The sequence below is a fragment of the Marinobacter mangrovi genome (genome assembly GCF_016798325.1).
GTDB classification, from domain to species: domain Bacteria; phylum Pseudomonadota; class Gammaproteobacteria; order Pseudomonadales; family Oleiphilaceae; genus Marinobacter_A; species Marinobacter_A mangrovi.
The window spans coordinates 205,064-217,505 of record NZ_JAERVO010000001.1 but is presented as its reverse complement, the minus strand read 5'-3'; the positions used below and the strand labels follow the sequence as shown (position 1 = coordinate 217,505).

The 12,442-nt window shown below is 62.3% G+C and carries 10 protein-coding genes and 3 tRNA genes; 4 read left to right on the top strand and 9 right to left on the bottom strand.

Annotated features, from left to right (window positions below; all coding sequences use genetic code 11):
- Positions 1-88 precede the first annotated feature (88 nt).
- On the top strand, positions 89-1,096 hold the full coding sequence (locus tag JL474_RS00950) for a hypothetical protein (protein ID WP_123633373.1): 1,008 nt from the start codon (positions 89-91) through the stop codon (positions 1,094-1,096).
- 131 nt (positions 1,097-1,227) lie between these two features.
- Positions 1,228-2,703 (top strand): amidase, encoded by a 1,476-nt coding sequence (locus JL474_RS00945; RefSeq protein WP_123633166.1) that lies wholly within the window; start codon positions 1,228-1,230, stop codon positions 2,701-2,703.
- 73 nt (positions 2,704-2,776) lie between these two features.
- Here the strand turns inward: JL474_RS00945 and JL474_RS00940 are convergent, their stop codons facing one another.
- Entirely contained in the window at positions 2,777-4,099 is a 1,323-nt protein-coding gene (locus JL474_RS00940; RefSeq protein WP_203140611.1) for an acetyl-CoA C-acetyltransferase, read from the bottom strand.
- Positions 4,100-4,329: 230 nt separating this feature from the next.
- Between JL474_RS00940 and JL474_RS00935 the strand changes: the two genes are divergently transcribed.
- Entirely contained in the window at positions 4,330-5,739 is a 1,410-nt protein-coding gene (locus JL474_RS00935; protein ID WP_203140610.1) for a 3-oxoacyl-ACP reductase, read from the top strand.
- A gap of 22 nt (positions 5,740-5,761) precedes the next feature.
- On the opposite strand, the gene JL474_RS00930 is transcribed toward JL474_RS00935, so the two are convergent.
- The 8 genes from JL474_RS00930 to JL474_RS00895 all read right to left on the bottom strand — a co-directional run bounded on the left by JL474_RS00930 (position 5,762) and on the right by JL474_RS00895 (position 11,758).
- Positions 5,762-7,321 carry a DHA2 family efflux MFS transporter permease subunit gene (locus JL474_RS00930; RefSeq protein WP_203140609.1) on the bottom strand — a complete coding sequence of 520 codons (1,560 nt, stop codon included), beginning with the start codon at positions 7,319-7,321 and terminating at the stop codon, positions 5,762-5,764.
- A gap of 9 nt (positions 7,322-7,330) precedes the next feature.
- Positions 7,331-8,461 (bottom strand): HlyD family secretion protein, encoded by a 1,131-nt coding sequence (locus JL474_RS00925; protein ID WP_203140608.1) that lies wholly within the window; start codon positions 8,459-8,461, stop codon positions 7,331-7,333.
- Positions 8,462-8,765: 304 nt separating this feature from the next.
- Positions 8,766-8,841, bottom strand: a tRNA-Val gene (locus JL474_RS00920).
- A gap of 14 nt (positions 8,842-8,855) precedes the next feature.
- Positions 8,856-8,932 (bottom strand) — tRNA-Asp (locus tag JL474_RS00915).
- 45 nt (positions 8,933-8,977) lie between these two features.
- Positions 8,978-9,053 (bottom strand) — tRNA-Val (locus JL474_RS00910).
- A gap of 166 nt (positions 9,054-9,219) precedes the next feature.
- The gene (locus JL474_RS00905) at positions 9,220-9,636 is read right to left on the bottom strand and encodes a hypothetical protein (RefSeq protein ID WP_203140607.1); all 417 of its coding nucleotides are present in this window, start codon (positions 9,634-9,636) and stop codon (positions 9,220-9,222) included.
- A gap of 221 nt (positions 9,637-9,857) precedes the next feature.
- Complete coding sequence (locus JL474_RS00900; protein WP_203140606.1) at positions 9,858-10,715, bottom strand: DUF2846 domain-containing protein; 858 nt, start codon at positions 10,713-10,715, stop codon at positions 9,858-9,860.
- A gap of 152 nt (positions 10,716-10,867) precedes the next feature.
- A complete protein-coding gene (locus JL474_RS00895) occupies positions 10,868-11,758 on the bottom strand; it encodes a hypothetical protein (protein WP_203140605.1) in 891 nt (296 codons plus the stop codon).
- A 143-nt stretch (positions 11,759-11,901) separates the two neighbouring features.
- Between JL474_RS00895 and purE the strand changes: the two genes are divergently transcribed.
- Positions 11,902-12,393 carry a 5-(carboxyamino)imidazole ribonucleotide mutase gene (gene purE / locus JL474_RS00890; RefSeq protein ID WP_123633151.1) on the top strand — a complete coding sequence of 164 codons (492 nt, stop codon included), beginning with the start codon at positions 11,902-11,904 and terminating at the stop codon, positions 12,391-12,393.
- Positions 12,394-12,442: the final 49 nt, after the last annotated feature.

The following is a 12,442-nucleotide window of genomic DNA, read 5'->3' as shown; positions in this document are numbered from 1 at the left end:
GCCGGTGGTAGGCTACGGCGTCGAGCAGTCGTTGTCCGCTGCCCTGGATGGGGCGGAAACGCCCCCATTCATCGGCCAGGCGAGGCGCATGTTTACAATCAATCGAGCCAATCTACGTCGCAGTCACCAGCTGTTCTGGTTCATCGTGGATTTCGTGATGCTGGGGCTGCTGTTCCTCAACATCACCTGGATCATCTTCGATTCACTGTATGCGGTCGAAGCGGTCAAGGACCTGCTCTTCCAGTACGCCCAGCCGTTTGCGGAATTCTACCGGCCGATCCACCGCAACTTCATTTTCTATGACCTGATCTTCGTCTGGATCTTCCTGACCGAATTCGTCATCCGCTGGATCTACGCCATTCACAGCAAGCTCTACAGCCGCTGGTATTTCTACCCGTTTATCCACTGGTACGACCTGCTGGGTTGTATTCCGATCGGCTCCTACCGTTTCCTGCGGGTGTTGCGGGTCATCTCCATCGTATACCGACTGCACAAGTACCAGGTCATCGACTTTACCCAGACGCGCGTCTACCAGTTCCTCAAGTTCTACTACGAGGCCTTCATGGAAGAGTTGTCGGACCGAATTGTCATCAAGGTGCTGTCCGGCGCCCAGGAAGAAATGACCCACGGTTCACCGCTGATCCACCGCATCCAGAACGACATCCTCATGCCTCGTCGGGAGCTGCTGACCCAATGGCTGTCGGAAAAGGTCGCGGAAACCGCCCAGACCGGTTACATCCCCAACCGCGGGGCGCTGCGCCATTACCTGGAAAACTGCGTGGACCATGCCCTGACCCAGAACGTTGAGCTGTCCCGCCTGCGTCAGGTGCCGATGCTCGGTCCCCAGATCACGGAAACCCTTGAGGCCGCCGTGGGCGATATCGTGGCGGAAGTCATCCACCGGATCCTGGAAGATCTGGCGTCGGCCAAGAACCACGCCTTCATTGAGGACATCGTCGGCACCTTCCTCCAGGAAACCGCCGCCCCCGGCGAAGGGCCGAGTGAAAGCGAGCGTCAGATCATCCAGGTGGTCAACGAAATCATCGAGGCCTTGAAGAAGCAGATGGCCATCAAACGCTGGCGCCAAGAGCTGTAATGGTCGAATCGGGCCAAAAGAGGATCGCCGGCGGCCCCACCCGCTTCGCCTAAAGCAATTGCTTTACTTGTCGCTACAGCTTGTCTTTAATGGATGATTCAGAACGTCTTTTTCCGAGGAAGTCATCCGGCATGTCTGATCTCCATTACCACAGTGCGGTCGAACTGCTCGCGGCCTTGAAGTCCGGCGAGCTGACCAGTGAGGCACTCACCCAGGCCCTGATCGCCCGCATCAAGTCACGCAATCCCGACGTCAACGCCGTGGTCACTCTGGCCGAAGAGGACGCCCTGCGTCAGGCCACCGAGGCCGATGCACGGCGCGCCCGGGGCGAGCCACTCGGCCCCCTGCACGGCCTGCCGATGACCCTCAAGGACACCTGGGAAGTCGCCGGCCTGCACTGCGTGGCCGGCGCCCCGGCGATGAAGGATTATGTGCCGCGCCAGAACGCCGACCTGGTACAGCGGCTCGTGGATGCCGGCGCCATCATCCTTGGCAAGACCAACGTGCCGCTCTACGCCATGGACATCCAGAGCTACAACAAGGTCTTCGGCACCACCCAGAACCCTTACAACCCCAAGCACACGCCTGGCGGGTCCTCCGGTGGTGCGGCGGCGGCGCTCGCCGCCGGACTCACACCGTTGGAAGTGGGCAGCGACCTGGCGGGCTCCATTCGCACGCCCAGCCACTTCTGTGGCGTGTTTGGCCATAAGCCCACCCGCCACCTGGTGTCCATGCGCGGCCACATCCCCGGACCGCCCGGGACCCTGAGCGAGCCGGATCTGGTGGAAGGCGGCCCCATGGCCCGCAGCGCCGGCGACTTGCGGACGCTGTTGCCGGTGATTGCCGGTCCGCGCCGACTGGAGCAGCGCAGCTGGTCCCTGTCACTGACGGACAGCCGCCTGGAGAGTCTGGAACAGGCCCGGGTCGGCCTCTGGCTCGACGATCCCCTGTGTCCGGTGGCCGACGAACTGACCCAGGCCTATCGCGCGCTGGGCCGACGGCTTGAGGAACAGGGCGCGCTGGTGGCGGATGCCCGACACAACCTGCTGGATATGGAAACCATCCTGCCGGTTTACTTCAACCTGCTCGGCAGCCTGGTGAGCGCCTCCCTGACACCGAAACAGCGTCGCCAGATGGCCTGGGTCGGACGCCTGGAAAAATGGCTGCGACTCTTCCTGCCCATGACCCACCACATCGGCGAATACGGCCGTGCCGTGAACCAGCCCATCCACAGTTGGCTGCACTGGAACGAACGACGCGAAAAAATGCGCGCCGAGATCGATACTCTGTTCGAGGAATACGACGTGCTGTTGACGCCAATAACGCCAACCACGGCGATCGAACACGATCAGAAAGGCGAAGCCTTCAACCGCAGGATCACCGTCAACGGCAAGCCCCGTCCCTACCTCGACCAGTTCTGCTGGATCGCCCTGGCCACGACATTGGGATTGCCCGCCACCTCGGTGCCGGTGGGCCGGTCTCGGGACGGCCTGCCCTACAACATCCAGGTTATCGGGGCACCGGGCATGGACCTGACCACGATTGGTTTCGCGGAATTGATGGAAAAGGCGGGACTGGCAGGGTTCGAGATCCCGAAAGGCTTCTGAACCACCGTCACATCAAATGAAAAGCCCGGCCATTGGCGCCGGGCTTTTGGGTTTCGCGGGGATCCGAAACCTATCAGTCGCGTTCCAGAATGGCCGTTACCCCCTGGCCGCCAGCGGCACAGATGGAGATCAGTCCGCGGCCGCTGCCCCGCTCAGCCAACTGCTTGGCAAGCGTCGCAATGATCCGGCCGCCGGTAGCCGCGAACGGGTGCCCGGTCGCCAGGCTGCTGCCCTTGGGATTCATCTTCGAGCGATCGATGCTGCCCAGCGGCTGATCCCGACCTAATCGCTCTTTACAGAACGTGGGGTCTTCCCAGGCCTTGAGGGTCGACAGCACCTGCGCGGCAAACGCTTCGTGGATCTCGTAGATGTCGAAGTCCTGAAGGGTCAGGCCGGCTCTGTCGAGCATCCGCGGCACGGCGTACGCCGGCGCCATCAGCAACCCTTCCTTCTTGTCGACAAAATCCACGGCGGCCACTTCCGAGAAGGTCAGGTAAGCCTGAACCTCCATGTTATTGGCCTTGGCCCACTCCTCGCTCGCCAAAAGCACGCAGGACGCGCCGTCGGTCAGCGCGGTGCTGTTGGCGGCGGTCATGGTGCCGTTCTCACGATCGAAGCACGGCTTGAGAGTCGACAGCTTTTCCAGCGTGGTGTCCGGGCGCAGGACGTTGTCTTTTTCCAGGCCGGCCAGCGGGGTCATCAGGTCCTCGAAGAAGCCGGACTGGTACGCCGCAGCCAGCTTCTGGTGACTCTCGTAGGCCAGTTCGTCCTGGGCGTCCCGCGGGATATTCCACTCATGCGCGGTAATCTGGCAATGGTCACCCATGGACAGGCCCGTACGGGGCTCGCCGTTCTCCGGAATTTCCGGAACCAGGTGACTCGGACGGAACCGGCCCAGGATCTTCAGGCGTTCGGTGTTGGTCTTGGCCCGGTTCAGGTCCAGCAGGATCTCGCGCAGCCCCTCACCGACGCCGATCGGCGCGTCGGAGGTGGTGTCGGTGCCGCCGGCAATGCCGCACTCGATCTGACCGAGGGCAATCTTGTTGGCCACCAGGATCGCCGCCTCCAGGCCGGTGCCACAGGCCTGCTGGATATCGTAGGCCGGCGTTTCCGGCGCCAGACCGGAGCTCAGCACCGACTCGCGGGTCAGGTTGAAGTCGCGGGAATGCTTGATGACGGCGCCAGCCGCCACTTCGCCCATACTCTGGCCTTCCAGGCCGAACCGATCCACCAGACCGCGCAGGGTCGCGGTGAGCATGTCCTGGTTGCTGAGTTTGCTGTAGGCGCTGTTGGAGCGCGCAAACGGAATGCGGTTGCCGCCAATGACGGCCACCCGGCGGACGGTCTGCGCAGCCTTCGCCGCTTTCTTCTGTCCTGCATTGCTTGTCTGTGCCATGGGATTATCCTGTTCATCAGTATGATGTGTGGCAGTCTATCGAGACGGGCTTCCCGCTCATTGGCAGCCCTGACAACGGCCCGACCGCGTTGAGTCAATCCAAAGCCGGCCAGTTTTCATACCATACGGGAAACGCTGAAGAGCGCGGGGACCCTCTGCAGCGCCGATATCGCAGACGCCCCGTCAGACACCTCATTCGAAAAACGCGCGCAAGACGCAAGGAAACCACTATGTCAGACCTTTACCTCAAGTTCGTCAATACCCCTGTCGGCAAAACCACCGCCTCGACCCTGGGCCTGCCGTCGCCGGTCGTGCTCAAGCGCTGGCAGCGCAGCGATCAGCCGTTCATCGAGGGTGACGTGCTGGTCGGCGCAGCCAACGGCGCGCGGGCCATCGAGACGTTGGGCAGTATTCTCGGGGCCAGCCCCGCCAACGTATTTCACGCCTCCGGCACCGAGCGGCTGACCGATTCAGCCAAGGCTGGCAGTAAGGCCAAACCGCTGGACGTCAGCGGCGACATCCAGAAAAAGTTTTCCGCCCTGGTGTTCGATGCCAGCGGCATCAAGGACACCACGGAATTACGGGCGCTGTACGACTTCTTTCACCCGGTGATCCGTAAACTGGCCACCAACGGCCGTGTCCTGGTGATTGGCCAGGATCCGGACACCTGCCGCAAGCCCGCCCACGCCGCCGCCCAGCGCGCCCTGGAAGGCTTCGCTCGCAGTGTCGGCAAGGAAATCGGCAAGAAAGGCGCCACTTCCAACCTGATCTGGATTGCGCCTAACGCCGAGGAACGCATCGACTCCAGCGTGCGCTTCTTCCTGTCGCCCCGCTCGGCGTACGTCGACGGTCAGGTGGTGAAGATTGGCAAGTCGGACACCGGCAACACCGCCACCAACCCGGTGGCTCCGCTGACGGGCAAGGTCGCCCTGGTAACGGGCGCCTCCCGGGGGATTGGTGAGTCCATCGCCCAGACGCTGGCCCGGGACGGCGCCACGGTGATTGCGCTGGATATCCCGGCGGCGATGACCGACCTGGAGCGCGTGGCCAAGGACATCAAAGGCAAACCACTGGCCTGCGACATCACCGAAGCCAATGCGCCGACGCTGATTGCCGAGTTCCTGGAAAACATGGGCAGCGGGCTGGACCTGATCGTCCATAACGCCGGTATCACCCGGGACAAGACGCTGGGCAACATGCCTGAGCATTTCTGGGATATGACGATTGCCGTCAACCTGACCGCCGAGGAACGGATCGACGAGGAACTGCTCAAGCGCGGCCTGATCCGTGAGAACGGCCGCATCGTGTGCGTGTCGTCCATCAGCGGTATCGCCGGCAACTTTGGTCAGACCAACTACTCCACGTCGAAGAGTGGCGTCATCGGTTACGTGGAAGCCATGGCCAAAAGCCTCAAGAACGGCATCACCATCAACGCCGTGGCACCGGGCTTTATCGAAACGCAGATGACGGCCGCCATGCCGATCACTATCCGTGAGGCCGGCCGGCGCATGAACAGCCTATCCCAGGGTGGCTTGCCGGTGGACGTGGCAGAAACCATCGCCTGGTACTGCCACCCACAGTCAGCCGGCGTGTCCGGCAACGTGGTGCGGGTCTGTGGCCAGTCACTGATCGGCAAGTAAGGTTATCCCGCCACGGGAAGGCTCAGTGGGCAGGCGCGGGTTCGGCATCCGGATCCGCCTGCCCCGGCTTCAGCAGCAGTACCAGCGGAATCATCAGTACGAACAGCGCCCCCATGAAATGGAAGGCGTCGATATAGGCCAGCATCTGCGCCTGGCCCTGCACGGTCTGGTTGAGCAGGGCCAGCGCCTGCTCATGGCTGCCGGTCACGCCCTGTAACTGGGACAGGTGCTGCTCCCATTCCGGATCGCCGGGACTGGTATTGGCCACCAGCGGCACCCGGTGATGGGCACCCAGGCGCGAGATCAGCGTCACCAGCACCGAAATCCCGACACCCCCACCCAGGTTCCGCATGAACGCAAGCATCGACGCCGCCTGGTTGTTGGCGCTGGCCGGCAGTCCGATGTAGGCCATGGTGTTGATGGGAATAAACAGGAAGGCAATTCCCAGCGTCTGCCACACACGCATCAGCGCCAGGGTTGTACTGTCGACCTGCAGCGTGAAGCCGCCCATGAACCAGAGCGAGCTGCCGGCACACAGCAGGCCGAACGAAATCATCAGCCGCAGGTCCACTTTACCCGCCAGTTTCCCCACCACCGGCATCATCGCCATGATGGCAAAGCCGCCGGGTGAGATCACCAGCCCCGCATCCAGCGCGGTGTAACCCAGCAGCGACTCCATGAACAGCGGCAGCAACGCCGTCGAACCCAGCAGGATAAAACCGAGCACGAACATCAGCAGGTTGGAAATGGCGTAATTGCGATAGCGATACAGACGCAGGTTGACGATGGGGTTGTCCTGATCGAACGAACGCACGATGTAGGTCAGCAGCGCCACGATCACCACACCGGTAAGAACCTGGATCTCCAGGGAATCCCACCAGTCCTCGTTTTGCCCCCGATCCAGCAGCCACTGCAGACTGCCGATGCCGACGGCGATCAGGCCGAAGCCGACATAATCGATGGGACTGCCGTCGTGGTTGGGTTTCTCGTCCGGCAGGTACATGCGGATCAGCACGATCAGCAGCGCCCCGACCGGTACATTGATCAGGAAGATCCAGTGCCAGCTGAACTGGTCGGTGATCCAGCCGCCCAGCGTCGGCCCGATCGCCGGCGCCGCCACCACGGCGATCCCGTACATGGCAAACGCCATGGCCCGCTGGGCCGGCGGGAAGGCGTCGGCGAGAATCGCCTGGGACACCGGTTGCAACGCCCCACCGGCCAGCCCCTGGATCGCCCGGAAAAAGATCAGCATGCCCAGACTGGGGGCCAGACCGCAGGCCAGGGATGCGGCGCTGAAGCCGATGATGCAGGCGATGAAGAATCGGGTGCGGCCGAAATATTCGGACAGCCAGCCGGCAATGGGCAGAGCTATGGCGTTGGTCACCAGGTAGGACGTCAGAACCCAGGTGGATTCCTCGGGCCCAGCCCCCAGGCTGCCGGCGATGTTGGAGAGGGAAACGTTGGCGATGGAGATGTCGAGCACCTCCATGAACGCCGCAAGCGCCACCATCGGCGCAATCAGCCAGGGATTGATCGCCTTGCGGGCCGAGGGCGCCTCGTTGCCGGTTGCGGCATCACTCATGATGGCCCCTTACGGCTGCTTGCCCGCGCTGTCCAGATGCACCGTCGGTACGACGGACATGCCAGGCCACAGCTGCATGTCTTCGGGCGTGTCATCCAGTTCGATACGGATCGGCACACGCTGCACCACCTTCACGAAATTGCCGGTGGCGTTTTCCGGCGGCAGCAGCGCAAAACGGGAGCCGGTCCCCGGCTGGAAAGAGGCAACGTGGCCGGTCAGGGTCTTGTTCGGGTAAGCGTCCACGTCGATGTCCACCCGATCGCCCACGTGCATATCGCCGATCTGGGTTTCCTTGTAGTTGGCCTTGATCCAGGGATGGCCGGAGACCAGGATCACCAGCGTCGCTTGCGGTCCCACCATGGCGCCGGTGCGGGCCTGCAGTTCGCTGATCCAGCCATCCACCGGGGCCTTGATGGTGGTCCAGTCCAGGTTCAGTTGGGCCTGGGTCAGGCTGGCCTGGGCCTGCTCCAGATTCGCCCGGGCTTCATCCACGGCGGCCTGCATGACCGGCAGACGCTGATCATCGGCGGCCACCGCCTGCTGCTGCGCGCGTGCCGAGGCAAGCTGGCTCCTGGCCACGGACACCGCGGCGGCTGTCGCCGCATGATCGCTTTCCAGGGTATTCAGGTTGGTTCGTGCATTCTCCAGCGTCTGCTTGGACACCTGACTGCGTTCAACCAGCACGCTGTAGCGCTTCACATCCCGGCGCGCCTGTTCAATCTTGGCGGCCTGGGCGTCCCGCGTTCTTTCCTGCTGAGTGATCTGGGCTTTGGCCACCTCAACACTCGCGGTGGCTTCCGCTTTGCGGGCGGCCAGATTGGCCTGGAAAGCCGTCAGTGAGGCCCGCGCACTCTCAAGCGAGGCCCGGGCATTGGCCACCTTGGCCTGGGCCGCTGACAGTGCCGCCTGGTAGGGTTCCGGATCGATCGTCGCCAGCACCTGCCCGGCTTTCACCGGCTGGTTGTCGTGCACAGCCACATCCACCAGCGGGCCATCCACGCGGGGTTTCAGGTACACCACGTCCCGCTGGACAAAGGCATCGTCGGTGGTTTCCTTGCCCAGGCTCCACCACCAGAGGGCGGCAATGACGACGGCAGCAACGGCAAAAACAATGAAGAGGCGTTTCAAACGCGAAGACATGAGTGTCGTTCCATCCCTTAAAGAATCAGATCCCTCGCACCCTTCGAGGGGCACCAAGAAGAGAAAGGCCCCGAGAAGATACGGGCGCGGACGCCAACCGGACGTCAGACTGCGAGCCGAGGGCCCAGATCGACGCGATCATCGCCGAACATGACGGGAACGCAGCATAAACCACGAACTGTCCGATTCGCAATTCGTCGACAACGCCTGGATCAGGTTTGGAAGTTGCAGAGGTATGAGGAACGCAAAAACCCGAAACCAGCGAATGCTGTCGGGTACAATCAATCCACACAGGGAAAGGAAATGGTGGGTGGTGCAGGGATCGAACCTGCGACCCTCGCCTTGTAAGGGCGATGCTCTCCCAGCTGAGCTAACCACCCGGGAATTCGGGAAATGGCGGAGCGGACGGGACTCGAACCCGCGACCCCCGGCGTGACAGGCCGGTATTCTAACCAGCTGAACTACCGCTCCGCGATCATCTTTCTGTCGAAGGGGTAACCCGACAGCGCGCTGAATTGGTGGGTGGTGCAGGGATCGAACCTGCGACCCTCGCCTTGTAAGGGCGATGCTCTCCCAGCTGAGCTAACCACCCAATCAGCGCGGATGAACCAGCGTTTTGCCGTGTCGGCGTTGCTGTGTCATCCAGATGAGACGCGCATTTTAAGCATTTGAGTGGGCCTGTCAAATACTTTCGTGGGATTTTTTGGAATTAAACTCAAGTGGTTATTTTGCAGCCAGATCAATGCCCCCGGGAGCGATCACGGGGCATCGGTTCCGTTCGTCTTCGATGGCGTGCGCTTCTTACTGCCACCGGCTGACTTGGGCGCCGGTTTCGATGTGTCGCCCGATTCGGCCGTACTCTTTCGCCGCCCCGCCCTGACGACCGAGCTGGCCTTACGGGCGGCAGAGGCCGCCTTTTTCTCCAGAGCCAGGTGCCCAACACTCGAACGGCGCTCGTCGGGAATGGCTTCTTCAGCCAGGCGCCGATTGATCTCGTCCAGCTTGGTTTGCAACGCCTGCAGGCGCTCGTCCACCAGGCCCTTCAACGAAGGCCCAAGGTGGTCTACCAGGTGGCGTAATTCATCCAGTCGTTCTTCCCCCAGGTGCTCCGCTTCGTGGATCACCTCCAGATACTGCCGGCGCAAACGATCAAGCCGGCCCCGAGCCCAACGCACGGGTTCTCCCACAGTGTCCTTCAATGACATCTCATCCTCTTTATTCTTGTGTCCAGGCACATGGAAACAGCGCTCATGCTCTCTTCAGTCTAGTCAGACCGCCCCGATGGGCCAAGAAAGATGTGCGCCGCTTCACATTTTATAAAGCTCGTGCCCGACCACATTGGCATCCATTGCCACCAGCCGCGTCATTTCCGCGAGGACGACTCCCTCACCCGCATTCAGAATGGCCACCAGCCACTGTCTTCCGCGGCCTCCGCCCGCTCCCGCTCGGCCTCGAGCGAGGCGTACGCCTTGTCCAGGGCATCGATCTGGCGATCGGTCTCCAACGGTTGGGTAGGTCCGCCGCCGAAAGGCCAGTACCAGGGTGCCTCCTCGTATTGCCCGTTGGCCTTCATGGCCTCGATTTCCTCGTCGCGCGCCGTCTCCAGCTCTTCCCGGCGGCGCTCATAGTCTGCATCCTGATTGGCTTCGACGATGGATGTGGCAGCGTGGTTCGGCGCCAGCATGTCGCTGTTGAGGAACTGGGTCGTCACGATCTCACCCTGACCCATGGCGTAGTCCCGGGTGACCAGTTGCAGGTCGCCCGAAGCCAACGGATCCTCGGCATCCAGATCCGGATGGGCCTGTTTCGGAGGGGATAGCTCGTTGTATCGCAGGTAATAGATCTGGCCGGCTTCGACATGGAGCACCGCATCGGCAATCCGGCTCAAATCAATATCATTGATGCCTTCAAGCCCCAGCAGGGGCCGGCGCATGATGATGTGGCGGGGACCGGGCTCGACTTCGAGCCAGGTGTAGCTGTCGTCGCGAATATTGAAGTAGTGCTCGCCGTCGATGTACACACTGGGCGACTCGATCTCGTCGGCCGCCCAGCGGGAATGCGTGCGATAAAAGTAGACGAGGGCGTGATTCTGCTGGTCCCACTGATCGTTGGGAATGTGCACGAAATCCTTGCCCGATACCGGATGCAGGAAGGCGCCGGTACTCTTGCCGATGGACTGGTGAATACTGCAGCCGCTGAGCGTGAAAACCAGGGCCAGGGCGGCAAACCTGGCCATCCGTGTTGCGTTACGCATGATTGTGTCATCCCCCGAACCGTTCGGGCGCCCCGCAGGTGCGTGGCCTGGAGACGCCTCTGGTCACGGATCATAGCAACAGGCCGGGCGATGAAACCGAGACCTACCGCAAGGGATAGCTACAAACTGTTACACGGCCTGATCAGCCGGGATTACTTCCGCAGGCTGGACACTTCGTCGTCGAGCCGGATCAGACGCGCGTTGAGCTGCGCCCGGGCCGCATCGATGGCATCGATGGCGTTTTCGATCTTGCTCAGGCGCTGGCGGGTATCGGCCAGGCTGCCTTTCAAAGAGTCGAGGTTGCCGCCGCCTTTTTCCAGGCTATCCAGGCGGGCGAGAATCTCCTGACGCGCCAGATCCTGCTCGCGTCCAAACCGGTCCAGTCGCTGCTCGACGGTCGCCGTCATGTTGTCGGACTTGTCTTCCACCGCCTTCAGGCGAGGCGCCAGATCGTCAAGACTGGATTGCAACGAGGCGATCGATGCCTGGCGTTCGTCGGCGGCCTCCTGCAGGGACTTGATGTCGGCGGCGAGCGTGTCGGCCCGCTTGTTGAGGTCGCTTTTCAGGGTGCTGGTGGTTTCTTCCAGGTAGGCCAGTGCCGCCTTGTTGGCGTTAATGGCGTCCTTGTTCCGCTCGTTGGCCACCGCCCACAGCTTGCGGATTTCACTCTCATTGGTCTTGGCCTGCTTTTGCAGGCTGGCCAGGGACGAATCCTTTTCCTCCAGGTTCTCCCCGGTTTCGGACAGCTTGCCCTCGAAGCGCGCCAGCGCCAGCTTGCTCTGGCGGGCCCAATAGTCCGCCTCCTGCAGGCGCTCCGACATCTGGTCAATCTGCTGCTTCTGCAAGTACCAGCCCCAGCCACCGGCCGCGACGGCCGCCAACAGAAGGATCACCAGAACGGGAATCGCGCCCCGCCCGGGCTGCCGATTCAGGGACAGCTCCGGCCCGGGCCGGGAGGCCCGCGGCGTCGACTTTTCACGCTTGGGCTTACCCGAGCCCGCTGATCCCCGTACTTCATCCCGTTCAGGACGTATCGGTTCCATAGTTTCCCCAGTTCAGAAGAGTCAATCTGGACGTGATCTTATCGATTCGCTGCTCAAAGCGCCAAAGAGTGTCATAATTTGCATGGCTAACGAGCTCTGCATACAATGCTCGGCTTCTTTTTTAACACACCGGGACCTTGCTTATGCAGCCGCAAGTTGGTCTTATCATGGGCTCCAAGTCGGACTGGCCGACCATGGAGCATGCCGCCAACATGCTTGAGAAGCTGGGCGTCGCCTACGAAACACGGGTCGTGTCGGCCCACCGCACCCCCGACCTGCTCTTCGACTATGCCCGCAACGCCGCCGATCGCGGCCTCCAGGTCATTATCGCCGGTGCTGGCGGGGCGGCCCACTTGCCGGGCATGGTGGCCTCCCAGACGGCTCTGCCCGTGCTGGGCGTCCCCGTACAATCGAAGGCGCTGAACGGCCTGGATTCCCTGCTGTCGATCGTTCAGATGCCGGGCGGCGTGTCCGTGGGCACGCTGGCCATCGGCAAGGCGGGTGCAACCAACGCCGGACTGCTTGCAGCGCAGATCCTCGGGCTCAATAATGCCGATATCCGGGCCGCGGTGGAACAGTTCCGGACGTCCCAGACCGAGGCCGTCCTCGACAACCCCGACCCCCGGGCTGAGTGATTCCAGACGGACCCGCCCGGCCCACACATCGGGCGACTTGATCATCACC

Excerpts from the sequence above, each read along its gene's own strand:
- JL474_RS00900 (WP_203140606.1), bottom strand. The coding sequence starts at position 10,715 with ATGCGTAACGCAACACGGATGGCCAGGTTTGCCGCCCTGGCCCTGGTT.
- JL474_RS00895 (WP_203140605.1), bottom strand. The coding sequence starts at position 11,758 with ATGGAACCGATACGTCCTGAACGGGATGAAGTACGGGGATCAGCGGGC.
- JL474_RS00945 (WP_123633166.1), top strand. The coding sequence starts at position 1,228 with ATGTCTGATCTCCATTACCACAGTGCGGTCGAACTGCTCGCGGCCTTG.
- JL474_RS00925 (WP_203140608.1), bottom strand. The coding sequence starts at position 8,461 with ATGTCTTCGCGTTTGAAACGCCTCTTCATTGTTTTTGCCGTTGCTGCC.
- purE (WP_123633151.1), top strand. The coding sequence starts at position 11,902 with ATGCAGCCGCAAGTTGGTCTTATCATGGGCTCCAAGTCGGACTGGCCG.
- JL474_RS00930 (WP_203140609.1), bottom strand. The coding sequence starts at position 7,321 with ATGAGTGATGCCGCAACCGGCAACGAGGCGCCCTCGGCCCGCAAGGCG.
- JL474_RS00950 (WP_123633373.1), top strand. The coding sequence starts at position 89 with ATGTTTACAATCAATCGAGCCAATCTACGTCGCAGTCACCAGCTGTTC.
- JL474_RS00935 (WP_203140610.1), top strand. The coding sequence starts at position 4,330 with ATGTCAGACCTTTACCTCAAGTTCGTCAATACCCCTGTCGGCAAAACC.
- JL474_RS00940 (WP_203140611.1), bottom strand. The coding sequence starts at position 4,099 with ATGGCACAGACAAGCAATGCAGGACAGAAGAAAGCGGCGAAGGCTGCG.